This window comes from Streptomyces sp. WAC 06738 (assembly GCF_003945505.1).
GTDB lineage: Bacteria > Actinomycetota > Actinomycetes > Streptomycetales > Streptomycetaceae > Streptomyces.
Window position 1 is genome coordinate 7,982,999 of record NZ_CP029618.1, and the last position, 26,649, is coordinate 8,009,647.

At 74.9% G+C, this 26,649-nt stretch carries 17 protein-coding genes; 8 read left to right on the forward strand and 9 right to left on the reverse strand.

Features of this window, described 5'->3' with window-relative positions:
* Position 1: 1 nt before the first annotated feature.
* The 5 genes from DMB38_RS34550 to DMB38_RS34570 all read right to left on the reverse strand — a co-directional run bounded on the left by DMB38_RS34550 (position 2) and on the right by DMB38_RS34570 (position 5,452).
* The gene (locus DMB38_RS34550) at positions 2 to 832 is read right to left on the reverse strand and encodes a carbohydrate ABC transporter permease (protein WP_125938486.1); all 831 of its coding nucleotides are present in this window, start codon (positions 830 to 832) and stop codon (positions 2 to 4) included.
* 4 nt (positions 833 to 836) lie between these two features.
* Positions 837 to 1,817, reverse strand: coding sequence for a sugar ABC transporter permease (locus tag DMB38_RS34555; RefSeq protein ID WP_125938487.1), 981 nt, complete (start codon positions 1,815 to 1,817; stop codon positions 837 to 839).
* Entirely contained in the window at positions 1,814 to 3,205 is a 1,392-nt protein-coding gene (locus DMB38_RS34560) for an extracellular solute-binding protein (protein ID WP_125938488.1), read from the reverse strand. Before DMB38_RS34560 ends, DMB38_RS34555 begins: the two co-directional genes overlap by 4 nt.
* A 127-nt stretch (positions 3,206 to 3,332) precedes the next feature.
* Positions 3,333 to 4,289, reverse strand: coding sequence for a TIM barrel protein (locus DMB38_RS34565; RefSeq protein WP_125938489.1), 957 nt, complete (start codon positions 4,287 to 4,289; stop codon positions 3,333 to 3,335).
* The gene (locus tag DMB38_RS34570) at positions 4,286 to 5,452 is read right to left on the reverse strand and encodes a Gfo/Idh/MocA family oxidoreductase (RefSeq protein ID WP_125938490.1); all 1,167 of its coding nucleotides are present in this window, start codon (positions 5,450 to 5,452) and stop codon (positions 4,286 to 4,288) included. The genes DMB38_RS34565 and DMB38_RS34570 overlap by 4 nt, the downstream gene beginning before the upstream one ends.
* A 180-nt stretch (positions 5,453 to 5,632) precedes the next feature.
* Between DMB38_RS34570 and DMB38_RS34575 the strand changes: the two genes are divergently transcribed.
* From DMB38_RS34575 to DMB38_RS34600, 6 genes are all read left to right on the forward strand, one after another.
* Positions 5,633 to 6,376, forward strand: a complete 744-nt coding sequence (locus DMB38_RS34575; protein WP_125938491.1) for a GntR family transcriptional regulator — start codon at positions 5,633 to 5,635, stop codon at positions 6,374 to 6,376.
* 85 nt (positions 6,377 to 6,461) lie between these two features.
* Entirely contained in the window at positions 6,462 to 7,406 is a 945-nt protein-coding gene (locus DMB38_RS34580; RefSeq protein ID WP_125938492.1) for an ROK family protein, read from the forward strand.
* A gap of 125 nt (positions 7,407 to 7,531) precedes the next feature.
* Positions 7,532 to 8,848 (forward strand): NAD(P)/FAD-dependent oxidoreductase, encoded by a 1,317-nt coding sequence (locus tag DMB38_RS34585; protein WP_240662632.1) that lies wholly within the window; start codon positions 7,532 to 7,534, stop codon positions 8,846 to 8,848.
* 291 nt (positions 8,849 to 9,139) lie between these two features.
* The gene (locus DMB38_RS34590) at positions 9,140 to 9,688 is read left to right on the forward strand and encodes a 2Fe-2S iron-sulfur cluster-binding protein (RefSeq protein WP_125938493.1); all 549 of its coding nucleotides are present in this window, start codon (positions 9,140 to 9,142) and stop codon (positions 9,686 to 9,688) included.
* Positions 9,685 to 10,680, forward strand: coding sequence for a xanthine dehydrogenase family protein subunit M (locus DMB38_RS34595; RefSeq protein WP_125938494.1), 996 nt, complete (start codon positions 9,685 to 9,687; stop codon positions 10,678 to 10,680). The genes DMB38_RS34590 and DMB38_RS34595 overlap by 4 nt, the downstream gene beginning before the upstream one ends.
* Positions 10,677 to 12,788: a xanthine dehydrogenase family protein molybdopterin-binding subunit gene (locus DMB38_RS34600; protein WP_125938495.1), complete on the forward strand. Its 2,112-nt coding sequence runs from the start codon at positions 10,677 to 10,679 to the stop codon at positions 12,786 to 12,788. The genes DMB38_RS34595 and DMB38_RS34600 overlap by 4 nt, the downstream gene beginning before the upstream one ends.
* Before the next feature lie 120 nt (positions 12,789 to 12,908).
* Here DMB38_RS34600 and DMB38_RS34605 read toward each other — a convergent pair whose 3' ends face one another.
* From DMB38_RS34605 to uppS, 4 genes are all read right to left on the reverse strand, one after another.
* Positions 12,909 to 13,292, reverse strand: coding sequence for a hypothetical protein (locus DMB38_RS34605; RefSeq protein WP_125938496.1), 384 nt, complete (start codon positions 13,290 to 13,292; stop codon positions 12,909 to 12,911).
* Positions 13,289 to 13,810, reverse strand: coding sequence for a MarR family transcriptional regulator (locus DMB38_RS34610; RefSeq protein ID WP_125938497.1), 522 nt, complete (start codon positions 13,808 to 13,810; stop codon positions 13,289 to 13,291). The genes DMB38_RS34605 and DMB38_RS34610 overlap by 4 nt, the downstream gene beginning before the upstream one ends.
* A gap of 90 nt (positions 13,811 to 13,900) precedes the next feature.
* A complete protein-coding gene (locus DMB38_RS34615) occupies positions 13,901 to 15,364 on the reverse strand; it encodes an oxygenase MpaB family protein (protein ID WP_125938498.1) in 1,464 nt (487 codons plus the stop codon).
* Positions 15,361 to 16,080, reverse strand: coding sequence for a polyprenyl diphosphate synthase (uppS, locus tag DMB38_RS34620; protein WP_125939467.1), 720 nt, complete (start codon positions 16,078 to 16,080; stop codon positions 15,361 to 15,363). The genes DMB38_RS34615 and uppS overlap by 4 nt, the downstream gene beginning before the upstream one ends.
* 420 nt (positions 16,081 to 16,500) lie before the next feature.
* Between uppS and DMB38_RS34625 the strand changes: the two genes are divergently transcribed.
* Together DMB38_RS34625 and DMB38_RS34630 are read left to right on the forward strand one after the other, a co-directional pair.
* The gene (locus DMB38_RS34625) at positions 16,501 to 24,150 is read left to right on the forward strand and encodes a non-ribosomal peptide synthetase (protein WP_125938499.1); all 7,650 of its coding nucleotides are present in this window, start codon (positions 16,501 to 16,503) and stop codon (positions 24,148 to 24,150) included.
* A 77-nt stretch (positions 24,151 to 24,227) separates the two neighbouring features.
* Positions 24,228 to 26,630 (forward strand): ABC transporter ATP-binding protein/permease, encoded by a 2,403-nt coding sequence (locus DMB38_RS34630; protein WP_125938500.1) that lies wholly within the window; start codon positions 24,228 to 24,230, stop codon positions 26,628 to 26,630.
* Positions 26,631 to 26,649 lie beyond the last annotated feature (19 nt).

Here is a 26,649-nt window from a genome sequence, read left to right on the forward strand (position 1 = left end):
GTCACTCCTTGACGGCGCCCGCGAGCATGCCGCTGATCATGCGGCGCTGCAGGGCGAGGTAGGCGATGAGTACGGGCAGGGCGACCAGGACGGCCGCGGCGGCGGTGACCCCCGGGTCGCTGTTGCGTCGGTTGCCCGAGAAGAACGACAGCGCCAGCGGCGCCGTCTGCACGCTCGCGTCGTCGGGTACGAGCACCAGTGCCAGCAGGAACTCGTTCCAGGCGAAGAGGAACAGCAGGGTGGCCAGGGTGCCGATGGCGGGCAGGGCCATCGGCAGCAGGACCGAGCGCAGGGTCCGCAGCCGCGAAGCACCGTCCACGGAGGCCGCCTCGCGCAGCGCGGCGGGGGTGGAGACGAAGAAGGTGCGCATCCAGAAGATCGCGAACGGCAGCGAGAGGCCGATCTGCGGCAGGATCAGGCCGGCGTAGGTGTTGACCAGGCCCCAGTCCTTGAGCTGGTAGTACAGCGGGATGACGGTGGCCTCGTACGGCATGACCAGGCCGGCCAGCAGCAGTACCAGGAACACGCCCTTGAGCGGGAAGGGGAAGACCGCGAAGGCGTAGCCCGCGAGTACCGCCATCACCAGGGTGCCGATCACCACCGCGGTGGCGACCAGCAGCGACGACAGCAGCGGCTGCGCGTCGAGGCCGCGGTCCCAGGCTTCGGTGAAGTTGGCGAAGCTGATGCTGGTGGGCAGCGAGAATCCGCTGGTACGGGAGCCTGGTTCGCCGAGGGCGAGCAGCAGCACGGAGAGGAACGGATACAGGGCGACGCAGGCGGCGCCGATGAGGATGGCGTGGCCGATGGCGCTCTGGCGTCTGCTGACGCGCATGGTGTCAGCCCTCCTTCCCGCGCACCAGGCGCATGATCACGGCGGTGACCGCGAGTACGAGCACCGTCAGACAGACGGACAGGGCGGAGGCGGTGCCCACCTCGCGGGTGAGGAACGCGCCCTGGTAGATGAAGACGCTGGGCACCGACGTGGACGCGCCGGGGCCGCCGGCGGTGGTGTTCCACACCAGGTCGAAGTTGCGCAGCGCGTACGTGACGGTGAGGACCAGCGCGATGGCGATCTCCCCGCGCAGCGCGGGGAGCGTGACGGTGAAGAACTCCCGGACGGGCCCGCAGCCGTCGAGCCGCGCGGACTCGTACAGCTCGGTGGGGATCTTCTGCACGCCGGCCAGGAACAGCACCATGCACAGGCCGAACATCACCCAGGTGCCGACCAGGCCGACGGCGGGCAGCGCGGTGGCGTAGTCGCCGAGCCAGGCGCGGGTGAGCGAGCCGAGGCCGACGGCGCGCAGCGCGGCGTTCAGCGGGCCGTCGATGTCGTACACCCAGCGCCAGGAGACCGCGACCACGACGGTGGCCAGGATCTGCGGCACGAACAGCACGGCGCGGAAGAACGACAGCCCGCGCACCCGCATCCGCGACATCAGCCCGGCCAGCGCCAGACCGATGGCGACGGGCAGGACCGCGTAGAAGACGACGAAGACCAGCGAGTGGCCGAGGGCGGCGAGGATGCGGCTGTCGCCGAGCAGATCGCCGTAGTTGTCCAGGCCGGTCCAGCGGCCGACGGTGAGGCCGTCCCACTCGAAGAGCGAGATCCAGGCCGTCTGGCCGAGGGGGCGCAGGACGAACAGGCCGTAGCAGACGGCGGCGGGCAGCAGGTAGAGGAAGGAGGGCCAGTACTGGCGGGAGGCCCAGGCGCGCACCCGCCCGGACGCGCCGGTCCGCCGCGCCGGGGCGGCCCCCGCCTCTCCTGCCCCCGTGCCGGTGCCGGCGGTGCCGGAACGCGGCGTGCTGAGCGTGCTCATGAGGCGTCCTCGGCGCCGGCCTCGGCCGCCTCACGCTGCTCCGCGGCGAAGTCCTGCCAGTCCTTCTGGAGCGCCTCGGTGAACCCCGCGGGGCTGGTACGGCCGGACAGCAGGTCCTGGGTGGTGGCGCCGACGGTGTCGTACATCGTCGTCGACGCCCAGTCGAGATAGAAGTTCTGGCCGTCGTCGGCGAGCAGCTTCAGTCCGGTGTCGTTGACCGCGTCGGCCACCGGGCTGGTGGCCTCCGCGGAGCCGGTGACCGGGGTACGGCCGACGTCGGCGATGGTCTGGGCGAAGTCCTCGCTCATCAGCATGTCGAGGAAGGCGACGGCGGCGGGGAGCTTCTTCGTCTTGGCGGAGATGTGCCAGCCCATGCCCAGCGAGCCGACGGTGGCGCGGGTGCCGTCGGGGCGGGTCGGGAGGGTGAAGCCGACCTCGTCCTTCATCGTCTCCTGGAGCGCGGGCGCGTTCCAGGAGCCGGCCACGAGGAAGGCGCCCTTGCCGGCGGCGAACTTCGCGACCGCGTCGTCGGAGGAGATCCCGTCGTAGCCGCGGCCGAAGTAGCCGTCCTCGGCCCACTCCTGGACCGTACGGGCGGCGTCCTGCGTGCCCTTGTCCGCCACCGTCGCCCCGGGCACGCCGCTGACCCACGACCGGACATCCCTGCTGGACACGTTCTGGCCCTGGACCAGGCCGATGACCTGGCTGGCCGGGTACTTCTCGGCGTTGCCGAGCATGAGGGGCTGCTGGCCGGCGGCCTTCACCTCGTCCAGGGCGGCGGTGAACTCCTCGTACGTCCCGGGCGGCTCGATGCCGAGGCGGTCGAGGATCTCGCCGTTGTAGAAGACGCCGACGTACTCGGTCACCGGGCTGATGCCGTAGAGGCTGCCGGAGCCGAAGAGCGCGCCGTCCGGAGTCCAGCGGTACTGCTTGAGCGCGCCGTCGGTGTAGGTGTTCTCCCAGCCGTAGGTGCGCATCACGTCGTCGAGCGGGCGGAGCAGGCCGGCCCTGACCAGCGGGCCGTCGGTGCCGTAGCCCTGGTTGCCCTGGGCGAGGTCCGGCGCGTCGGAGCCGGAGAGGGAGTTGGGGACGGTCTTGAGCAGGTCGTCGAAGCCCTTGGTGACGACCTCGACCTCCACGTTCGGGTACGCCTTCTCGTAGCGCGGCACCAGTGCCTTCAGCGTCTGCTCCTCGCCGGCGTCGGCGAGGACGCGCAGGGTGGTGTCGCCCATCTTCGCGACGTCCTCGGGGGTGACGCGCTCGGTGATCCGCGGGCCTTCGAACCCGGAGGAGGCGGCCCCGCCGCCCGCCCCCGGGACGCCGCAGGCGCCCGCCAGCAGCGCCGTCAGGGCGATGCCTGCCGCTGCGGTGATACGCGGTTTTCTCATGAGTGCTCCGACGTGACGGGCCCGCGGCGTCGCGGGCTGTGGAAGTGGCGGAACCACCGGGGGTTGTCGGTCGTGTGCCGGGACGGGGATCGGGGCCGGAGTCAGGCACCGAGGGGGAGTGGACGGCTCAGCCGGGCGGCCCGGCGGGGGCTGCCGCGGCCCGCCGCGCCAGCCAGGCCCTGTTGGCTGCCTGCTCCGCGGCCACCTGCGGGTAGTCCGCCGCGGAGGTCGGGGCCCGGTCCTGCTCGACGAGCAGCCAGTCGCGGTAGCCGCCGGCCAGCAGTTCGGTGAGGAAGGCGTCGACGTCCACGTCACCGGAGCCGAAGGGCACGCACACGTCGGCCCACCACTCGTCGAAGTCCTTGCGGCCCTCGTCCTTGGCCCGCTGCAGCACCGCCACGCGCACGTCCTTGATGTGCACGTGGTCGACCCGCTCGCGCCAGCGCCGCAGGCAGCCGACGGGGTCCCCGCCGGCGAGCCGGACGTGCCCGGTGTCCAGGGTGAGCCCGACCTCGGTGAGCTCCAGCAGCCGGTCGACCTCCCAGGGGGATTCGATGTAGGTGGAGATGTGCGGGTGGAAGGAGGGGCGCAGCCCGTACGAGCGGGCCAGCGCGACCGCGCGCTCGGAGAGCCGCGCCAGCCGGTCCCAGCCCGCCTCGTCCAGGGCGAGCCTACGGTCGTCCCAGGCGCGGGCGGGGTTCTCCAGCAGCACCTGGCTGCCCTCGTCGGCGAGGATCGCCAGCGGCTGCTCACCCGACTGCTCGGCGCAGGCCGCCAGCTCGCGGCAGGTGCGCTCCATGCGCTCCATGTCGTACGCGACGACGTCGTCGCCGAGGGCGTAGTGCACGGGGATGTACGCGCCCACGGCGGCCAGCCCGTGGCCGGCGAGGGCCGCCGCGGTCTGCCGCGGAGTCCCGAAGAACCCGGGCGGACCCAGTTCGGTGCCCTCGTAGCCGGCCTCGGCCATGGAGGTCAGCAGCGCCTCGGGGGAGGCGCCGGCGCCGCCGGCGCCCTCGCCGTAGACGCCGTAGCTGACGGGCGCGTTGCCGAGGCGTACGCCCGCGGGGAGGTCGTGGCGCGTCATGCGGCCCGCCCCTTCCCGGCGGCCGCGGCCTCGCCGCCGACGCGCACGCCCTCGGCGGCGGCGATCGCGGCGAGCAGCGCCTGGAGGCAGCGCACGTCGGCGGCGGCGCCGGCGGCGTCCGAGCGGACGGGGGCCCCGGTGCGTACCGAGGCGGCGAACTCCTCCAGTTGCCGGACGAATCCGGTGTCGTACCCGTGCCGCAGGACGGCGTCCTGGCGTACACCGTCCTCGGCGCGCTCCACGCGCAGCGAGGAGCGGACGTCGACCAGGTAGGGAGGGGCCAGGTGCAGGGCGAGGCGCCCGTCGCGGGCGAGTACGGCGATCTCCTCGCCGTACTCCGGGTGGTCGGGCAGCCAGTTCCAGTTCACCACCAGCCGGGCATCCTGGCCCAGCGGGGCGGTGGCGAGCAGGCACGGTGGTTCGCCGCCGGATATCGGCCGGGGCCACAGCTCGGCGTGGTCGAAGCGGTCGGGGAGGGTGAGCCCGAGCGCGCGCAGCACGGACAGCTCGTGGATCACCGAGCCGTTGAGCACGTCGCGGTAGTAGCGGCCCAGTTCCTCGGGGACGTCGCCGAGCGCCTCGGCGGTGCGCACGGCCTCGTAGGTCTGCGCCTCCCGGAGTGCGGCGGGGTCGGCGTCGCGCGCGGCCGGCGCGAGCCGGAGGTGATCGACCTGCGGCTCGTCGGCCGGGTGCAGCACGGTGACGCGGACGGTGCGCGGGGTGTCCAGGCGGGCGAGCTCCGCGGCGGCGACCTCGGTCAGCGGGTCGTACATCTTCATGTAGCCGACCTGGAGCACCAGGCCGCGGGACGCGGCGAGTTCGCCCAGGACCGCCGCTTCCGCCGCGGTCAGGCAGAGCGGCTTCTCGGCCAGGACGTGCTTGCCGGCCTCCAGAGCGGCGCGGGCGTCCCGTGCGTGGGTGCCGGGGGTGGCGAGCAGCACCGCGTCGACGTCGGGGTCGGCCAGCACCTGCGCGTAGTCGTGGGTGGCGCGCACCCCCGTGCCGGCCCGGGCGGCGACCTCGGCCGCCCGCGAGGGCGACAGGTCGCAGACGACGACAAGCTCGACGTGCGCGCCGAGCCGGCGGACGGCGGGCAGGTGCACCGACTGGGAGATGGTCCCCGCGCCGACGACGGCGAGGCGGACCGGTGCGGGTACCGGCATCGAGGACTTCCTTGTGCTGGGACGCGAGGCGTGGCGGATCGGTGGCGGCGGAGTCCTGACCCGTATCGGGCCCGGATCCGCCATGCCCCGGATGATGCACCACCTCAGACCAGATAGTCCAGTGATCAGACCATATTGCGATCTGGTCTGGCGATTGGTTGCTCTGGTATTTTCCTGCCTGTGACCGAACTCGACGAGCCCGCAAGCGCCGGCCCCGCCGTCCAACTCGCCCTCCGCGAGCTGGGGATCCTCCTCGACAAAAGGGTCTGGGCGCCGGGCAGCCGGCTGCCCGGCGAACGCGCTCTGGCCGGACAGCTCGGCGTCAGCCGCAGCAGCCTGCGCCAGGCGCTTGCCATGCTGGAGTCCGAGGGCCGGGTGCACGCCTCCGCGCAGCGCGGGTGGTACGTCACGACGAGCGTGGTCAGCGAGCCGCCGAGCATCCTGAAGAGCTTCACCGACAACGCCCGCGAGCGCGGGCTGGTCCCCACCGGCCGCGTCCTGCACCGGCGGGTGCGCCCGGCGGCGTACGAGGAGTCGCGGCGGCTGCGCATAGCGCCCGCCGCCGAGGTGCTGGAGATAGCGCGCGTGCGCGGCCTCGACACGGTGCCGGTGTGCTTCGAGACCACCGTGCTGGTACGGGCCAGGGCGGCGGGGCTGGAGAGCGTCGATCTCACCGACCGCTCCCTCTTCGCGACGCTGGAGGAGGTCGCGGGCGTCCGCGTGCTGCGCAGTGCCTACTCGGCGCACGCCGACGCCGCGGACGCCGAGGCGGCCCGGCTGCTCGGCATCCCGGTGGGCTCCCCCGTCCTGGTCGGCGAGGAGATCACCTCCGACCAGGAGGACACGCCCGTCCTGCTGTGCCGCTCGGTCTACCGGGGAGACGCCTACCGCTTCGAGGCAACGCTGCACCGCTCACCGGACTGACGCTCCGCAGGCCGCCGGAGCACGGCACCCAAGCCCGGCGGGCAGCCGGGACGCGCACGCCCTCCGGGGCGGGAAGGCGACAAGCATGAGCACCACCACCGGCGTCACCGCCGCACTGGACGTCGGCGGCACGAAGATCGCCGCCGGCCTGGTGGCCGCGGACGGAAGACTTCTGCACCGGCACCAGACGCCGACCGCCGTCGCCCCCGGGGTCCGGCTGCGCGACCCGGGCCTGTCCGGCACCGCGGCAGGGCTGCGTGCCCTGCTGAAGCGAGCCGCGGAGCTGGACCTCGACGTCACCGCGATCGGCGCCGGCTTCCCCGAATACGTAGCCCCCGACGGCCTGCTGACGAGCCATGAGGTCCTGGCCTGGGACCGCCAGCCCCGCGACGTCCTCGCCGCCGAGGCGCCGGGGCTGCCCTGCGCCACCGGTTCCGACGTGCGCTGCGGCGCACTCGGCGAGGCCCGGTACGGCGCCGGCCGCGACTACGACGGGTTCCTGTACGTCTCCCTCGGCACCGGCCTGTCCTCCACCCTGGTGCTCGACGGCGTCCCGGTGCCCGGACACCGCGGCGAGGCCATCGCACTCGGCGAGTTCGAGGTCCCCGCCTCGGTCGACCCCGGCTGGCAGGGCACCCTGGAGTCCTACTGCTCCGGGCGCGGCATCGGAGACCGGTACACCGCGCTCGGCGGCCCGGCCACCCCCGGGGCCCGGGAGGTGGCGCGCCTCGCGACCGCCGGCGACACCGCGGCCGGCCGCGTCCTCGACGGCGCCGGCGCCGCGCTCGGCACCGTACTCGCCATGGCGGTCCGGCTCCTCGACCCGCCCGCGGTCGTCCTCGGCGGCGGCCTCGGCAGCGCACCGGGGCGGCTGCGCACCGCGCTGGACCACGCGTACCACCGCAGGACCGCCGCCCGCCCCGGCCCTCCGCCCCTGCTCACCGCGGCACTGGGCCCGGACGCCGCGCTCATCGGCGCCGCCTGCCTGGTGTCGCTCCCCGTCGTGAGGCCGGGGAGACCGGGCCGCTGAGCCGCCCGCGCGACCGTGGCGGTACCTGGGTACGGGCCCGGGTGGCGCCCCCGGACGTTTGATCGCATGCTGCAGGGAGACCCGGGTGCAGGAGTGGTCGTCTTCCCGCGGAGGTGACGGATCGCGTGCCGCGCGAACGGATCGTGGTCGTGGGCGCCGGTTTCGCCGGCTACCAGGCTGCTCGCACGCTGGCCCGGCGGGCGCCGGACGGCGCCGAGATCGTGCTCATCAACCCGAACGACTACTTCCTGTACGTTCCCATGCTGCCGTACGTCGCCACCGGCGTGCTCGAAGCGCGTCACATCTGCGTCCCGCTGGCCCGGCTCCGGCCGCGCGTGCGGCTGGTGCTCGGCGAGGTGGACACCGTCGACCTCGACGGTGGACGGGTGCTGTGGACCGGTCCCGAGGGCGACCGCGGAGAGACCCCGTTCGACCGGCTGGTGGTCACCGTCGGCAGCGTCAGCAAGCTGCTGCCCGTCCCGGGCGTCGCCGAGCACGCGCACGGCTTCCGCGGCATCCCCGAGGCGCTGTACCTGCGCGATCACGTCACCCGGCAGATCGAGCTGGCCGCAAGCACCGGGGACGAGGAGGAGCGTGCGGCGCGCCGCACCTTCGTCGTCGTCGGCGCCGGCTACACGGGCACCGAGGTGGCGGCGCACGGCGCGCTGTTCACCAGGGCGCTGGACCGCCGCTACGACGCCCGGCGCGACGGCCCGCGCCCGCGCTGGATGCTGCTCGACATCGCCCCGCGCATCATGCCGGAGATGGACGAGCGGATGTCCCGCTCCGCCACCGACGTGCTGCGCCGGCGCGGCGTCGACGTGCGCACCGGCAGGTCGGTGAAGGAGGCGACGAGCGACGGTGTGCTGCTGGACGACGGCGAGTTCGTCGGCACCCGCTCGCTGATCTGGTGCGTGGGCGTGCGGCCGGACCCGCTGGTGGAGTCCGTGGGCCTGCCGCTGGAGAAGGGCCGGCTGGTCGTCGACGAGTTCCTGAACGTCCCCGGGCACCCCGAGGTGTACGCCTGCGGCGACGCCGCCGCCGTGCCGGACCCGAACAGGCCCGGCGAGTACACGACGATGACCGCGCAGCACGCGGTGCCCCAGGGCCGGCTCGCCGGCCGCAACGTCGCCGCCTCCCTCACCGGCGGGCGGCAGCAGCCCTACCGGCACCGTCCGCGCGGCTTCGCCGTCGACCTAGGTGGCGTCAGCGCGGCCGCCGACCCGTTCGGCGTCCAGGTCGCGGGCCCGCTCGCGGCCGCCCTCACCCGCGGCTACCACCTGCTGGCCATGCCCTCCGGGCGCGCCCGGGTCGCGGTCGACTGGACCATGGACGCCCTCCTGCCACGGCAGGCGGTGCAACTCGGGCTCGTGGGCCCCTGGTCGGTCCCCCTGGACACCGCCTCCCCGGAGACGCCACGCATCCCCGACGGCCGGGAGTGAACACGCCGGGCCGGACCTCGTGCCGCCCACCTCCGCGGTAGCGGCCGGACGGCGGCCGTCGCGCTCATGGCCGCCTGCGGCGGCCCTCCGCCGTCGTCGCGGGGGGCCCGGCGCCGGAGCCGTCGGGCGCGGCGACACGCGCCCCGGTCCGTAGATCCCGGATCCGGGCTTTTTATCGGTAATGTCCAGTTGTACGCGTCGGTACGCATGGTGCGGTCACGGGTTTCGCCCGGCGCAGCGTGGTACCCCAGCGCTGGGACCGACACCGGAGCGCGCCCCGGGAGGCGGCATATGGAACACCGGATCACCCTTCGGGTGGACGGCACCGAGAGGTCCGTGACGGTCGACTCGCGCACCACGCTGCTCGACGCGCTGCGTGAGCGTCTGGGGGTGACCTCACCGAAGAAGGGCTGCGACCACGGCCAGTGCGGCGCCTGCACGGTGCTGCTGGAGGGCCGTAGACAACTCGCCTGCCTCGCCCTCGCCGTCGCGCACGACGGTGACCGGGTGGTCACCGCGCAGGGTCTCGGCGAGGTGCGTGGCGACGGCGGACTGCACCCGGTGCAGCGGGCGTTCATCGAGCAGGACGGCTTCCAGTGCGGCTACTGCACACCGGGCCAGGTCTGCTCCGCCGTCGGCATGCTCGACGAGGCGGAGGCCGGCCACCCCAGCCACGTCACCCGGGACCTGACCCCGCACGGCGCGCCGGACTCGTCCGTACCGCTCGACGACGAGGAGATCCGTGAGCGGATGAGCGGCAATCTGTGCCGGTGCGGGGCGTACGTCAACATCGTCGCCGCGGTGCGCCAGACCGCGACGGCATCGCGGGGGGCGTCGTGATCCCCTTCGAGTACCGCCGGGCCGCCGACGCCCGGGAGGCGGTGGCCACCGTCGCCGCCCGCCCCGACGCCGTGTTCCTCGGCGGCGGCACCAACCTGGTCGACCACATGAAGCTGGGCGTCGCCACGCCGGACATGCTCGTCGACGTGTCGCGGCTGCCCCTCACGGAGGTGGAGGAGACTCCCGGCGGCGGGCTGCGCATCGGCGCGACGGTGCGCAACAGCGACCTGGCCGCCCACCCCCTGGTACGGCAGCGGTACCCGGCGCTGGCCCGGGCGCTCCTCTCAGGCGCCTCCGGGCAACTGCGCAACGCTGCCACCACCGGCGGGAACCTGCTGCAGCGCACCCGCTGCCGCTACTTCCAGGACGTCACCACACCGTGCAACAAACGCGAACCCGGCTCCGGCTGCGCCGCGATCGGCGGCTGGGACCGGCACCACGCGGTGCTCGGGGCCTCCGAACTCTGCATCGCCGTGCACCCCTCCGACATGGCGGTGGGCCTCGTCGCCCTGGACGCGACGGTGCATGTGCTCGGCCCGGACGGCGCCCGTACGCTGCCGCTCGCCGACCTGCACCGGCTGCCGGGAGACGCCCCGGAGCGGGACACGGTGCTGGCGCACGGCGAGCTGATCACCGCCGTCGAGCTGCCGCCGGCGAGCGACATGACCCGGCGGTCGGCGTACCGCAAGGTCCGGGAGCGCGCCAGCTACGCGTTCGCGCTGGTGTCGGTCGCCGCCGCGCTGGACGTGGACGACGACGGTGTCGTACGGGACGTGCGGATCGCGCTCGGCGGCGTCGCCCACAAGCCGTGGCGCGCCGCGCGGGCGGAGGACGTGCTGCGCGGCGCTCCCGCGGCGGAGGAGTCCTTCCGCCTGGCCGCCGACGCCGAGCTGGCCGCCGCCGAGGTACGGGACGGCAACGCGTACAAGGTGCCGCTGGCGCGCAACACCATGGTCGCGGTCCTGCGCGACCTCACGGAGGCAAGGCGATGACCACACTCCGCCCCCGCGCCGTCGGCACCCCGCTGCGGCGCCTGGAGGGCCCGGCCAAGGTGACCGGGACCGCCCGCTACGCGTTCGAGCATCCCCTCGAAGAGCCGCTGTACGTCCACCCCGTGCAGGCCACCGTCGCCCGCGGCCGGATCACCGGCGTGGACACCGAGGCGGCCGCGGCCTGTCCCGGCGTCGCGGCCGTGCTCACCCCCCGCGAGGTGCCCCGGCTGGAGGACACCGGCGACGAGGAACTGGCGGTGCTGCAGTCCGGCATGATCGCCTTCCGCGGCCAGCTCGTGGGTGCGGTGGTCGCCGAGGACCCGGAGACCGCCCGGCACGCGGCGTCCCTGGTGCGGATCGCCTACGAGGACGAGCGACCCGACGTCGAGCTGCGCACCGACCGCGACGACCTGTACGCCCCGGAGACCGTCAACCCCTTCTTCGCCACCGACACCGAGGACGGCGACGTCGACGCGGCGATGGACCGGGCCCCGGTCGCCGTCGACGTCACCTACACGACGCCGATGGAGCACAACAACCCGATGGAGCCGCACACCACGGTCGCCGTGTGGCAGCCGGACTCCGCGGTGCGGCTGCTGCTCTACGCCTCCACGCAGGGCGTGCACACCGTACGCACCGCCCTCGCCCCGCTCTTCGGGCTGGAGGCCGACCAGGTGCGGGTGATCTCTCCGCACGTCGGCGGCGGGTTCGGCTCGAAGGGCATGCCGCACGCGCACGACGTGCTCGCCGCGCTGTGCGCCAGGGCGGTGCCGGGCCGGCCGGTGAAGCTGGCGCTCACCCGCCAGCAGATGTTCACGCTCGCCGGGCACCGCACCCCCACGATCCAGCACCTGCGGCTGGGCTGCGAGACGGACGGCCGAATCACCGCGATCGGCCACGACGTGGTCGAACACACGGCCCGTATCAAGGAGTTCGCCGAGCAGACCGCCGTCGGCACCCGGATGATGTACTCTGCGGCCCACCGCCGCACGTCGCACCGGCTGGCGGCGCTGGACGTACCCGTGCCTTCCTGGATGCGGGCGCCGGGCGAGTGCCCGGGCTTCTTCGCGCTGGAGTGCGCGATGGACGAACTGGCCGCCGCCTGCGGCCTGGACCCGGTCGAGCTGCGGGTACGCAACGACCCGCCGGAGGACCCGGAGACCGGACGTCCGTGGTCCGGGCGGAAGCTGGTGGAGTGCCTGCGCGAGGGCGCCCGCCGCTTCGGCTGGGACCGGCGCGCCGCCGCTCCCGGCGCCCGGCGCGAGGGACGTGAACTGGTGGGCCTCGGCGTGGCGTCCTCCACGTACCCGTACTACGCGAGCCCGGGCTCGGAGGCGCTGGTCCGCCACGAGGGCCAGGGCCGCTGGACGGTGCGGATCGGCGCGGCCGACATCGGCACCGGGACCTGGACGACCCTCACCCAGATCGCCGCCGACGCGCTGGACGCGACGCCGGACGACGTGATGCTGCAGATCGGCGACACCGCACTGCCCCCGGCGACGGTGGCGGGCGGCTCCTCCGGCCTCGCGTCCTGGGGCTCGACGGTGGTCGCGGCCGTCCGCACCTTCCGCGAGCGGCACGGCGACGACCCGGCGCCGGGCGCCGAGGCCCGCGCCGGCACGCCGGAGAACCCGGACCAGAAGAAATACGCGCTGCACTCCTTCGGCGCGCACTTCGCCGAGGTACGGGTCGACGCCGATACCGGCGAGATCCGCGTGCCGCGGATGCTCGGGGTCTTCTCCGCGGGCCGCATCGTCAACCCGCGCACCGCCCGCTCCCAGTTCCTCGGCGGGATGACCATGGGCCTGTCGATGGCGCTGCACGAGCACACCGTGCTGGACCCGCGCACCGGGCACGTGGTGAACAACGACCTCGCCGACTACCACATCGCCTCGCACGCGGACGTCCGCGACATGGACGCGGTCTGGCTGGACGAGGAGGACCCGCACAGCAACCCGATGGGCACACGCGGCATCGGCGAGATCGGGATCGTGGGCTCGCCCGCGGCCGTGATCAACGCGGTGTACAACGCGACGGGCGTGCGCGTACGGGACCTGCCGGCGACCCCGGACAAACTGCTGGCGGGCCTGGACGCACTGCGCGCATGACGTCTCCCGGGCATCGGGATCGCGTTCATCGACGCGCCGTGGCAGTCGCTGCGGGACACCAGGGTGCGCGGGGCGGCGCGGAGCTGCGGCAGCGCGGGGGAGGAGCACCCGGAGGGGCGTTCAGCGGCCCGCCGCCGGCCGCGGCCGGTAGTTCCGCACGGTGGCGACCGAGCCGGCGACGGTGGCGACGATCAGCGCCACGACCATGAACCAGGCGCCGACGAAGGCGCTTGCCGGGCTCGGCTCGTAGAGCCTGTCCGCCGCGCTGACCACGACGAGGGCGACCAGGTTGAAGACCCCCGCGACCGGGGCGGCGACCGGCGCGCCGCGGCCGGGCAGGAACGCGACCAGCGCCGCTGCCGCCAGGATGGCGACGAGGCCGGGCGGGATCGTCGGGGTGTCCGTCACCCCGGCCGCCATCTGGACCGCGAAGCCGGCGGCGGCGACCAGAAGGGCGGCGACCGTCAGGTTGCGGCCGGCGGTGTGTCTGTCTCGCAGGCTCATGAGATCTCCTCGTCCTGTGCTGCCTGTGTGTGCGAGATGGGCTGTTCCGGTTCGCCGGTGAGGGTCTCGGCGTGGCGCAGCAGCGTCAGCAGCATGTCGGTGAGAGCCGCGCTCTGCTCGCTGTGGCGCCCACCCAGGGGAGCCAACCGCTCTTCCTCGAGCCTGAGGACCTCTGCCCGGGCGGCGGTGACCACCTCGGCGCCGCGTTCGGTCACGGTGAGCTGCACCGCCCGGGTGTCGCCTGGATGGCCGGTGCGTTCCACCAGCCCCGCCCGCTCCAGCGCCCGCGTCAGCTTGGAGACGTGCATCGGCTCCAGCCCGATGAAGTCGGCCAGTTCCCGCTGCCGCGGACGGGCTCCGCCGGCCGAGAACGCGGCGAGCGAGGCCAGGACGCCGTACTGCGACGACGTGAGTCCCAGCGGTGCGAGGGCCCGGTCGATCGCCGTCCGCCAGCGGAGATTCAGGTGCCAGACCAGGAAGCCCGTCGAGGGCGATGGCCGGTCGGTCGGTGCAGGCATGGAGAGATTATATACATGTTTACTGTAAGCAAGTTTAGTATCTGTCCGCGCACGCTCGCCCCGTCCGCGCCGCGGGCTTCCCTTTGCTCGTCAGGCGTCGGCGAGGAGGGGGTCGTACGGGGTGCCGGTGCGGCGGCCCGCCATGAAGGAGAGGAAGTCGCCCACGAAGGCGCTGCGGCCGTAGGTGTCGTCGGCGGTGGTGAGGTCGCGGTGAAAGGCGGTGCGGAAGAGGGTTCGGTATTCCTCCGCGTCGATGCTCCCGCTGCCGTCCTTGTCGGTGGCGTCGAAGAGGACCTCGGCGACCCGGATGAGCGCGGGTCCGGCGAGGGAGGGGACGGCGATGGCGTACTCCTCGGCGCTGACGCGCCCGTCGCCGTCCGTGTCGAGGGCGGCCTGGAGCTCGCGCCACCAGGCGGCGAAGGCGTCGTAGAGCCGGGCCTCCTCGGGTTCGTCCAGGTCGAGGCGGGTGGAGAGTTCGCGTGCCATGGCGGCGAGGTCGGGCCAGTCGACGTGGCCGTCGCCGGTCTGGTCCAGCACCCGGAGGAAGAACTCCTCCGCCGAGCGCCGGTTCTCTGCCGTCGCCGCCGAAGGCGCCGGGCCGGGGCCGGTGTCGCCGCCCAGGGGGGTGAGGAGCCGGAGCAGGGCCGAAGCCCGCTTCATCCGGGCGCGCAGGGCGGTTGCGGTACGGGCGCGGGGGTCGTCGCCGCCGGGCGGGAGCGAGAGGGTTTCGATGATGCTCTCCGCGTTGATCCAGCCCTCGGGCAGGAAGCGGGCGAGCCCCGCGGCGAGGTAGGCGCCCTGCATGAGGGCGGGGGCGCCCGGCATCTCGGGCAGGCCCGCCCGGCGCCGGTAGGGCTCGGGGAGCGAGGCCACGGTGATCGCGCCGATGAGCGGACCGGCGACGGCGCGGCCGGCCGCCCACAGTGCCGGCGCGCCGTCGAGCAGCGCGGGCGCGGGCAGGTGGTCGAAGAGCCGGTAGAGGATGACGCGGGCCGCCTCGGTGTTCTCCAGCTCGTTCTCGACGACCCGGTCGAAGTACGGCCAGAAGTCGTTCAGCTCCTCGGGGAGTTCCGCGGCGTCGCCGTCGAGCGCGGCGAGGAACGCGCGGTACTCGGCGTACATCCGCTCCATCGTGTCCTGGCCGAGCGGCTGGCCGCTCAGCCGGCACATGGTGACGGCGCTCTCGAAGAGGGTGGCGACCACCCAGGCGCGGGTCGCGCGGTCCATCGCGTCGTAGGCGCGGCCGCGGGAGTCGGAGCCGCTCATGCGGGCGTGCAGCCGGTTGAGCCGGGCGGCCTCCCGTTCGCGTACCGCGGGGTCGGCGCCGAACATGCGCCGCATGCTGAGGAAGGTGTTGCGCAGCCGGCGCCAGGGGTGGGCGACGAAGACCGAGTTGTCGACGAGGGCGGCGCCGATCTGCGGGTGAGCCGCCTCCAGCACCGTGGCGCGGATGATGGCCAGGGCCCAGCGCGGGTCGTCGAAGAAGCCGCTGAACTTCGATTCCGGGCCGAACAGGGGCGCCCCGCCGGCCGTTCCCGCGGTTTCGGTGGTCATGAGGGGTCTCCGTTCGTCCGGGCGGGTACGCCGCCGAAGCGGCGGTCGCGGCGCCGGTAGGCGTGCAGGTGGGCGAGGAAGTCGGGAGCCCGGAAGTCCGGCCAGAGCACCTCGGGGAAGACCCACTCGGCGTAGGCGACCTGCCAGAGCATGAAGTTGGAGATGCGCTGCTCACCCGAGGTGCGGATGACCAGATCCACGTCGGGGGTGTCGGGGAAGGGCAGGTGGTCCGCGAAGAGCCGCTCGGTCACCTCGTCGGCGGGCGTCCCGCTGCGGATCAGCGACCTGGCGGCCTCGACGATGTCCCGGCGCCCGCCGTGGTCGAAGGCGACGGTGAGCGTCATCCCCCGGTTGCCGGCGGTGAGCTCCGCCAGGTCGTAGAAGTCCCGGGCCAGTGCACGGGGGATACGCGGGTCGGCGACCCCGAGGAAACGGCAGCGGATGCCGCGCGCGAGCAGCAGCGGCGCATGCTTGCGTACGACCCTGCGCACCAGCCGCATCAGGAACTCGACCTCGGTGCCGGGGCGGATCCAGTTCTCGGTGGAGAAGGCGTACAGGCTGAGCCACTCCACGCCCGCGGTCCTGGCCGCCTCGATGACGTCGATGACCGCGGCCTCCGCGGCCCGGTGACCCGCCGTACGGGGAAGTGAACGCTGCTGCGCCCACCGGCCGTTGCCGTCCATCACGCACGCCACGTGCCGCGGTCCCGCACGCACCGCCCCGTCCGGAGCGGCACGGCCGCCCGCACCGCGTTCGGTCACGCCCACCCTGTGCCGCTCCCGCCTCGCCCACGCCCCACCGGCGCGTTCCCTCCTGAAGTCTGGCAGCGCGAACGGGCCCTTCACCGCCGAACGAGTGGCCGTCACCCTCGACTCGTACGTTCGAATTTCCCCGGGTTCCGGAGCGGCGAACTCGCGCCGCCGTCCCTTCATCGGGGGCGACGCGCGCCTGTCATCCGGAGAGGGACAGATATCGGTCTATCGGACCGCAGATCATTCCTTCGAGTGCTATGTGGGGCCGAGTGCCGGAATATCCAGCACCCGCTGGCACGATGATCCACATCTTCCTCCGCGGGCCGAAGCGCCCCAAGCCACCGTTCTCCAGCAGAGTTTGCCGCACCAGCAGGAGGTACGCCGTTGTCCCGTAGCCAGGTCTCCGCAGCGCACGGCGGCGCCGGCGCGCCGCTCCGCGACCGGCCGGCCGATGCACCGGACACCCTGCCGGTGACGGCGGGGCAGCGGGAAGTGTGGCTCGCCGAGCAGCACTCCCCGCACCACCGGTCCGCCCTGCGGCTCGGCGAGTACCTGGCGATCGACGGGCCCGTGGAGCGGGACCTGTTCGAGGCGGCGCTGCGCCATGTCGTCGGCGAGGCCGATGCGTTGCGCGTACGGCTGGTGCCGGGCGCGGACGGTCCCGTACAGGTGCTGGAGCGCGAACCGCCGTGGCGGCTCGCCTTCGCCGACCTCAGCGGCGCACCCGATCCCGAGGCGGCCGGGCGGGCGTGGGTCGACGCCGACGTGGCCCGGCCCATGGACCTGGCCGCGGGGCCGCTCTTCAGCTTCGCGCTCCTCAAGCTCGGTCCCGACCGGTTCTGGTGGTATCACACGTACCACCACGCTGCGGTCGACGCCTTCGGCTACGCGCTGGTGGCCCGCCGGGTCGCCGAGGTCTACACGGCCCTCGTACAGGGCCGGGAGGCCGGGCCCTCGCCCTTCGGCCCGCTGGCGGCGCTGGTCCAAGCCGACCGGAAGTACCAGGACTCGGCGGACCGGACCGCGGACCGGGCGTACTGGAAGCGGCAGTTGGCCGGCTGGACCCGCGCCGCCACCGCCGACGCGAGCGCCGTGCACGACGCCGCCGCGCGGCTGCCGCAGCAGCGCCCGGCGTCCGGGGGACCCGGGGCGGAGCGGCCCGTCGCCGCGGACCCCGCGCAGCCGGCCGTGCCGCGCACCCCGCTGCTGCCGCTGCTGCGCCCCGAGGCGCTGCGCGCCGCCGCGCGGCGCGCCGGGATCTCCCGCTTCCGCCTGGTGTTCGCCGCCGTCGCGCTGTACGAGCACCGCCGCACCGGCGCCCGCGACGTCGTCGTCGGCCTCACCGTCGCGGGCCGGACGGGACCGGCCTCCCGCACCACCCCGGGGATGCTGGCCAACAGCGTGCCCGTACGCCTGACCGTGCGGCCCGGGATGCCGCTGCGGGACCTCCTCGCCCAGGTCGACGACCGCATGCGGGAAGCGGTCGAGCACCAGCGCTACCGCGCCGAGGACCTGCACCGCGACCTCGGCCTCTCCCGCGGCCCCGGCACGGCGTACACGCCGATGGTCAACCTCATCGGCTTCGACTACGACATCTCCTTCGCCGGCCACCGCTGCACCGCCCACAACCTGTCGTTCCCGCTGGCCGCCGACCTCATGATCATGGTGTGGGACCGCCGGGACGGCACCGGCCCGCACATGCGGCTGCATGCCCCGCCCGGCGCGTACGGCACGGCGGAACTGGCGGACACCCAGCGGCGGCTGCTGGACTCGGTCGCACATCTGGCCGACGCCGATCCGGACCTCCCCGTCGGGCGGCTCGACGCGCTGCCCGGCGCCGAGCGGCGGCAGTTGCTCGCGCTCGGCGACGCCACCGCGGCCGCCGCACCGCCCGCTCCGGTCGCGGCGCTCTTCGAGGCGCAGGTGCGCCGGACGCCCGGGGCGCCCGCCCTGGAGTCCGCCGGCACCGCCGTGTCGTACGCGGAGCTGAACGCCCGCGCCAACCGGCTCGCGCACGCCCTGGCGGCCCGGGGGATCGGGGCGGAGGACGTCGTCGCGCTCGTGCTGCCGCGTTCGGTGGACCTCGTCGTCGCCGAACTCGCCGTGCTGAAGGCCGGCGCCGCCTATCTGCCGGTCGACCCCGGATACCCGCCCGCGCGGCGGAAGTTCATGCTCACCGACGCCCGCCCCGCGCTGGTCCTGGACGACCCGCGCACCCTCGCCGAGCTGGCCGCCGGGCAGCCCGCCACCGACCCGGGCATCGCCGTCGACCCCCGGCGCCCGGCGTACGTGATCTACACCTCCGGCTCCACCGGCCGCCCCAAGGGCGTCATGGTGCCGCACACGGGCGTCGCGTCCCTCGTCGCGTTCCACACCGAGCGGCTGCGGATCACCCCCGGCAGCCGCTTCCCGCAGTTGGCCTCGCCCAGCTTCGACGCCTGCACCTGGGAGATGTGCGTCGCCCTCCTCACCGGCGCCACCCTCGTCCTCGCCCCCGGGGACGACCCGCTGTCCGTCCTCACGGAACCCGGCTTCGGCATCACCCACGCCTTCGTGCCGCCTTCCGCGCTCGCCGCGGTCGCGGAGCAGGACAGCCCAGTCACGACGCTCGCGGTCGGCGGCGAGCCGGTGCCGCCGGGACTGGTCGCGCGCTGGGCCCCCGGCCGGCGGCTGATGAACGTCTACGGGCCGACCGAGACCACCGCGATGGTGACCACCAGCCTCCCGCTCACCCCCGACGGCACCGCCCCGCCCATCGGCAGGCCGCACTCCGGCACCCGCCTCTACGTCCTCGACGGCGCGCTGCGCCCCGTACCCGTGGGCGCATCCGGCGAGTTGTACATCGCGGGGGTCTCCCTGGCCCGCGGCTATCTGCGCCGGCCGGGGCTGACCGCCCTGCGGTTCGTGGCCGACCCGTACGGCCCGCCCGGCACCCGGATGTACCGGACCGGGGACGTGGTGCGCTGGCGCGCGGACGGCCAGGTGGACTACGTCGGCCGCGCCGACCGCCAGGTCAAGATCCGCGGCTTCCGCATCGAGCAGGAGGAGGTCGAGGCGGCGCTGCTCGCCTGCCCCGGCGTCGCCCGGGCCGCGGTCCTCGCCCGCCGCGACCCGCCGGGCGGCGACCTGCGGCTCGTCGCGTACGTCGTGGCCGCCGAGGACGGCCTCAGCGCGCCCCTGCTGCGCGCGCGGCTGTGCGCCCGGCTGCCCGGCTTCATGGTGCCCGCGGAGTTCGTCATGCTCGGCGACCTGCCGCTGAACGCCAACGGGAAGATCGACCGCGACGCCCTGCCCGCCCCCGAGCCGGACCCGGACGAGGCCGCGGGCGCGCCGCCGCGCACCCCGCGCGAGCGGCTGCTGTGCGAGCTCTTCGCCGACGTGCTCGGCGTGCCGCGGGTCGGCGCCGACACCGACTTCTTCGCCGTCGGCGGCCACTCGCTCCAGGCCATCCGCCTGGTCGCCAGGATCCGCACCGCCCTCGGCGCCGACCTCGCGCTCAGCGCGCTCTTCGAAGCGCCGACCCCCGCCCGGCTGGCTGCCCGGCTCGACGGCGCGGGCCCGGCCCGGCCGGCGCTCACCGCGGCGACGGGGCCCGCGGCCGAGGCGGCACCGCTGTCGTACGCGCAGCAGCGACTGTGGTTCCTGCACCGCGCCGAGGGCCCGGCCGCCACGTACAACATCCCCCTCGCGCAGCGGTTCACCGGCGAACTCGACCGGGACGCGCTGGAGCGGGCCCTGGGCGACGTCGTGGCCCGGCACGAGAGCCTGCGCACCGTCTTCCCCGACACCGGCGGCGACGGCACCGGGCCGCGGCAGCGGATCCTCGGCGCCGCCGCGGCCCGGCCCGCGCTTCCCGTCACCGAGGTGGCCGGCGCGGCGGAGCTGCGGCGGAAGTTGGCGGAGGCCGTGCGCTACGCCTTCGACCTGGCCGTCGAACCGCCGCTGCGCGCCGAGCTGTTCGTGCTCGGCCCCGCCGACGCCGTCCTGTGCCTGGTCATCCATCACATCGCCGCCGACGGCTGGTCCATGGCCCCGCTCACCCGCGACCTGGCGACCGCGTACGCCGCCCGCCTGCGCGGAGAGGAGCCCGACTGGGCGCCGCTGCCGGTCCGTTACACCGACTACACCCTCTGGCAGCGCCGCCTCCTGGGCGCCCCCGGAGACCCCGACGGCCTGCTGCACCGCCAGCTCGCCCACTGGACGGCGGCGCTCGCCGGCCTGCCCGACGAGATCGCGCTGCCCCGCGACCGGCCCCGGCCCGCCGTCGCCTCGTACGCGGGCGGCCGGGTCCTGCTGCGCATCGACGCGGAACTGCACGCGGCGCTCGCGGAGGTGGGCAGCCGCTCGGGCGCCAGCCTGTTCATGGTGCTGCACGCGAGCCTCGCGGCGCTGCTCACGAGGCTCGGCGCGGGCACCGACCTGCCGGTCGGCAGCGTCATCGCCGGCCGTACCGACGAGGCGCTGGACGACCTGGTGGGCTTCTTCGTCAACACGCTGGTGCTGCGCACCGACACCTCCGGCGACCCCGCCTTCGCGGAGCTGGTGGAGCGGGTACGGGACACCGCGCTGGCCGCGTACGCCCACCAGGACGTGCCCTTCGAGCGGCTCGTCGAAGCGCTCAACCCGCCCCGGTCCCCGGGCCGCCACCCGCTGTTCCAGATCGCGCTCTCCGTCGACGCCGACGAGACCGCGGAGTTCAGGCTTCCCGGGCTGCGCACCTCCCGGATCCGGGTGCCCACGCGGACGGCCAAGTTCGACCTGGACATCGGCATCGGCGAGCGGCGCTCCGCGGCGGGCGAACGCCTCGGCCTGACCGGCACCCTCGACTACGCCACCGACCTCTTCGACCACACCACGGTGCAGGACTTCGCCGACCGCTGGGTGCGCCTGCTGCGCGCTGCCGTGGCCGAACCCGGGCTGCCGATCAGCCGCATCGACGTGCTGACCGGCGCCGAGCGCCGGCTCCTCGTCGGCAGCGCGGACGGAGACGCCGGCACCGACGCAGACGCAGACGCGGACGGCGTCGCCCACGCGGACGCCGACGCCGGCACGGACGTGGACGGCGACCGCGAGGCGGCGCCCGCGCGCACGCTCACCGAGCTGTTCGCCGCGCGGGTACGCGCCACCCCCGGCGCGGTCGCCGTCGCGGCGGCCGGTACGGAGCTGACGTACGCGGCACTCGACGCCCGCGCCAACCGGCTCGCGCACGCCCTCGCCGCTCGCGGCGCCGGCCCCGAGGACATCGTGGCCGTCGCCCTGCCCCGCTCCGCCGACCTCGTCGTGGCCCTGCTCGCGGTCCTCAAGGCCGGCGCCGCCTACCTGCCCCTCGACCCCGGCTACCCGGCCTCGCGCCTCGCCGCCATGGTCGCCGACGCCCGCCCCGTGCTGCTGCTCACGGACACCGCCACCGCCGCCTCCGGCACCCTCGGCGCCGGCATCCCGCGGCTGCTGCTCGACGACCCGGCGCAGGCCGCCGAACCGGCGGACCTGCCCGGCACGGCACCCGCGCCGGGACCGCGGCCCGGCCACCCGGCGTACGTCATCTACACCTCCGGCTCGACCGGCGCGCCCAAGGGCGTCGTCGCGCGGCACGCGAGCGTCGCCGCCGTCGCGGAGCGGTACGGGAAGCAGGTCTTCGGCCCGGTGGCCCGGCGCGCAGGCGGCCGGCCGCTGCGGATCGCGCTCACCGCCTCGGTGTCCTTCGACGCCTCCTGGGGGCAGCTCGCGGCCCTCACCGCGGGCCACGAGCTGCACGTGCCGGACGACCGTACGTGGACGGACGCGGACCGGTTCGTGGCATGGCTCGGCGAACGGCGCATCGACAGCGTCGACGTCACGCCCTCGCACATGCAGGTCCTCTGCGACCGCGGCCTGTTCGCGGACGGGCGCCCGCGGCCCGCCCTCGCCGTCCTCGGCGGCGAGGCGCTGCCGGAAGGACTGTGGCGGGAGCTGCGCGCGGTCCCCGGGCTGACCGCCCACAACATGTACGGGCCCACCGAGTGCACCGTCGACTGCGTGCAGGCGCGGCTCGACGCCACCCGCACGCCCGTGCTCGGCCGGCCCGTCCCCGGCGCCCGCGCGTACGTCCTGGACGCGGCGCTGCGCCCGGTGCCGCCCGGCGTGACCGGCGAGCTGTACGTCGCCGGGACCGGCCTGGCGCGCGGCTATCTGCGCCGCCCCGGCGAGACGGCCCTGCGGTTCGTGGCCGACCCGTACGGCCCGCCGGGCGCGCGGATGTACCGCACCGGGGACCTCGCCCGCCCCCGCCGCGACGGCCGGCTCGACTTCGCGGGACGCGCCGACGACCAGGTCAAGATCCGCGGCCACCGCGTCGAACCCGGCGAGGTCGAAGCCGCCCTCGCCGCCCATCCCGCGGTCGCCCGCGCCGCGGTGGTCGCCCGCGCCGACCAGCGCGGCGACACCCGGCTCGTCGGCTACGCGGTGCCCACCGCCGGTGAGCCGGAAACGGCGGCGCTGCGCGCCTTCCTCCGCACCCGGCTGCCCGCCCACGCCGTACCGGCGGCGATCGTGGCGCTGCCCGCGCTGCCGCTGACGCCCAGCGGCAAACTCGACCGCCGTGCCCTGCCGGCCCCGGCCGCCGCCGCGTCCCCCGGCGCCGGCCGCGCGCCGCGCACCCCGTACGAGAAGGCCCTCTGCGAGCTCTTCGCCGAAGCGCTGGACCTGCCCGCCGTCGGCGTCGACGACGACTTCTTCGCGCTCGGCGGCCACTCGCTGCTCGCCACCCGGCTCGCCGCCCGCATCGGCGAACGGCTCGCCGTCCCCTTCGGCCTCTCCGCGCTCCTGGAGGCCCCCACCCCGGCCGGACTCGCCCGGCAGCTCGGCGCGGAAGGACCCCGGGCCGCGCCCTCCTGGGTGCCGGACTCCGAGGCGAAGCTCAGCCCTGCGCTGCGGTTCTCCGCCGCCCTGCCGCCGGCCGGCGGTCCCCGCGAGGTGCTGCTCACCGGCGCCACGGGCTTCGTCGGGGCCTTCCTGCTCGCGGAGTTGCTGCGGGCCACGACGGCCCGGGTGCACTGCCTCGTCCGGGCGGCCACCGCCGCCGAGGCGCACGAGCGGCTGGCCGCGGCGCTGCGGACGTACGGCCTCGGCGCCGCGGCGGGCGACCCGCGGACCGTCGCCGTCCCCGGCGACCTCGGCGCCGTCGACCTCGGCGCGGGCCCCGAGCGCTGGGCCCGGCTGCGCGACGGCGTCGACACGATCGTGCACGCGGGCGCGCGCGTCCACCACGTCTCGCCGTACGCCCTGCTGAAACCGGCCAACGTCGAGGGCACCCGGACCCTGCTGGGCCTGGCGGCGGAGGGGCGGCCGAAGGCGTTCCACCACCTGTCGACCCTCGGGGTGTTCCGGGCGTACGGCGCCGGCGCCCCGCCCGTCACCGAGGAGTCACCGACCGGCGGCGAGCAGCACCCGTACGGCAAGGGCTACTCCGCGAGCAAGTGGGTCGCCGACCGGCTGGTGGAGCGGGCGTTCGCGCGCGGCGCGAGCGGCGGCATCCACCGGCTGGGCCGCATCTGGGCGCACTCCGCGACCGGCGCCGTCAACCGCGACGACATGTTCTCCCGGCTCCTGGTGAGCTGCGCGGAACTCGGCTGCCACCCGGTGGATCCCGCGCTCGACGAGGCCCTGCTCCCCGTCGACGTCCTCGCCCGCGCCGTCGTCACGCTGGTGCTGCGCGACGACGGCGGCCCGGGATCCGTCCACCACCTGCACCACCCGCGCCGTACCGGGCCCGGCGCCTTCATGGCGGGGCACGGCCGGTTGCACGGGACGCGCTCCGCGGCGGTCCCGCTCGCCTCCTGGCTGGGGCGCCTGCGCGCCGCGGACGCACGCGGCCGGGAGCTGCCGATCGCCCCGTACCGCGAATACCTGGAGGACCTGGCCGGGACGGCCGGCACGAGAGCGCAACCGGTGTTCGACAACGGCCGGACGGTCGGGTTGCTGCGGCGGTACGGGGTCGGGATCCCCGACGTCGACGAGGCCGCGGTCGACGCGTACTGGACCTTCATGAAGCGCTGACGCACGCCCGCGTACGAGACCGACCGTCCGCGCCGCCGCCGCGGCGCACCGTATGAGAGAACCGGTGGTTGCTTCCGATGACCTCGACCCTGGCCGCAGGCCCCCGCGCCAACGGCGTGGCCGTGGCGGCACCGCGCGCCCGCAGCGGGCACGGCGGCCGCGCCGTGCCCCGGCCGCGCTCGATCCTGCCCGGCCGGCAGCGCTGGGAAGTCGACCTCTTCCGCGGCAGACCGGGGCTTGCCCGGGTCGCGGAGGCGTCGCTGCGGCAGGCTCCCGGCATCGAGGACGTACGCGTCAACCCGGTCACCGGCCGGGTGCTGCTGCGGCACGACCACACCCTCGCCCCGCGCGACGCCGCCCGGTTGCTGTACGTCGCGGTCGACCGCGTGCTCACCGCCCTGCACACGCCCGCGGCGAACGCCCTGGGCGACGGCCCCGCCGCCCCGCCCGCGTACCTCCCCGAGGCCCGCCCCCCGCGCGGTGCGGCAGGCACCGCCCGCAGGCTGCCCCGGATCCTGGGCCTCGGCTGCGCGGCAGCGGCGGCCGTCACCGGCGGGCCGCTGCTGCTGCGGTTCCTCAGACGCCCCCTGCTCACCCTCGGCGCCGCCGCCGTCGCCACGGCCGTCGTCGTCCGGCGCGCCTGGCGCAGAACCGACCGGGCCCGGGAGGGGCCGGACGGGCCGGGACCACGGCGGCACGCGGTGCGGCGCATCGTCGGGCGGCACCGGCGCAAGTTCGGCGTGGCGGCGCTGCTTTCCGGCCTCTCCACGCTGGCGGAGATGGCGCTCTTCGCGCTCACCCCCTCGATCGTGCTGCTCGTCGCGCGCGGCGGCAGCGCCACCCTCACCCGGTACGGCATCGCCGGCATCTCCGCCCAACTGGGCACCCTCGCCGCCGCCGGGGCGCTCGCCTGCGCCGTCATGGCGGGCACCGGGTACGCCGCCGGCGTCGCCTGGCGCGGGGTGGCCCAGGACGTCGAGGACGACTGGCGCACCCGCACCTACGCCCACGTCCAGAGCGTGGCGCCGGCCGACCTGGAGAACGAGCGCGTCAGCCGCGTGAACGCCGTGCTGTCCGAGGACATCGGCCAGCTCGGCACCTTCGTCGGCACGAACATGCACGACGTGGTGCAGATGGGCGCCGGACTGGCGCTCCTCGTCCCGATGTTCCTGCTGCTCGCGCCGCAGCTCGCGTGGATCGCCTTCGCGCCGATCCCGCTCGTGGCCTGGCTCTCGTTCCGCTTCCACGAACGCGCGGTGGCCGACACCGCCGCCTGCGGCGAACGCCGGGCGCAGCTCAACAGCAGGGTGACCGAGAACCTGCACGCCCACACCACCATCAAGTCCGCCACGACGGAGGCGCACGAGATCGCCCGTATCGGCGAGCTGAACGGCCGGTGCAGCGAGGCCAACAGGTCCGCCGGACGCAGCGCCGCGCTGCCGCCGCAGATCCTGCGGCTGGCCGGCGGCTCCGCGCTGGTGGGCACGGTGCTGCTCGGCGGACGGGCCGTGCTGCGGGGCGAGCTGGCGACGGCGGCGTTCGGCCCGCTGATCGAACTCCCGGGCATCGCCATGCTGAAGCCGTCCCGCGTCGGCAGCGCCTCCGACCACTACCAGCGCACACTCGCCGCCCTGGAGCGGATCGAGCGGCTGCACGAGCTGCCCGTGGAACCGCAGGGACCCGCCGGGACCGGCGACCCGGCCGCCGCGGGCCGGGAACTGCCCCTGCGCAGTCTGCGGGGGCGCATCGAGCTGCGGAAGGTGACCTTCGCCTATCCCGGCCGCGCACCCGTGCTGCGCGACACCTCGCTGATCATCCCGCCGGGCCGGACCACCGCTCTCGTCGGCACCACCGGCGCGGGCAAGACCACCATCGCCAAGCTCCTCATGCGCTTCCGCCACCCCGAGCGGGGAAAGGTCCTGCTCGACGGCACCGACGTGCGCACCCTTGCCCTGCCCGACCTGCGCCGGGCGATCGGGTACGTCACACAGGAGCCGTTCCTCTTCGACGCGACCATCGCGGAGAACATCCGCTACGGCACCTTCGAGGCGACCGAGGCCCAACTCGTCGCCGCCGCCCGCACGGCGGGAGCGCACGCGTTCATCGACGGCCTCCCCGACGGCTACGACACCCGCGTCGGCGAGCGGGGCGCGGCGCTCTCCGGCGGCCAGCGCCAGCGGATCGCGCTGGCCCGTACCGTCCTGCGCGACCCGCCGGTCGTCATCCTCGACGAGGCCACGTCCGCCGTGGACAACGAGACCGAGGCCACCATCCAGCGGGCCCTCCAGGTCTTCGGCGCCGACCGCACGATGCTCGTCATCGCCCACCGGCTCTCCACCGTCCAGTGCGCGGACCGCATCTACGTCATGGGCTCCGGGGGCACGGTCGCGGAGCGCGGGACGCACGACGAACTGGTCGCGCTCGGCGGCGTCTACAGCTCGCTGTGGAAGCTCCAGTCGGGCAGGCCGGCGCTCATGTAGCAGGTGGTCATTCCTTCGG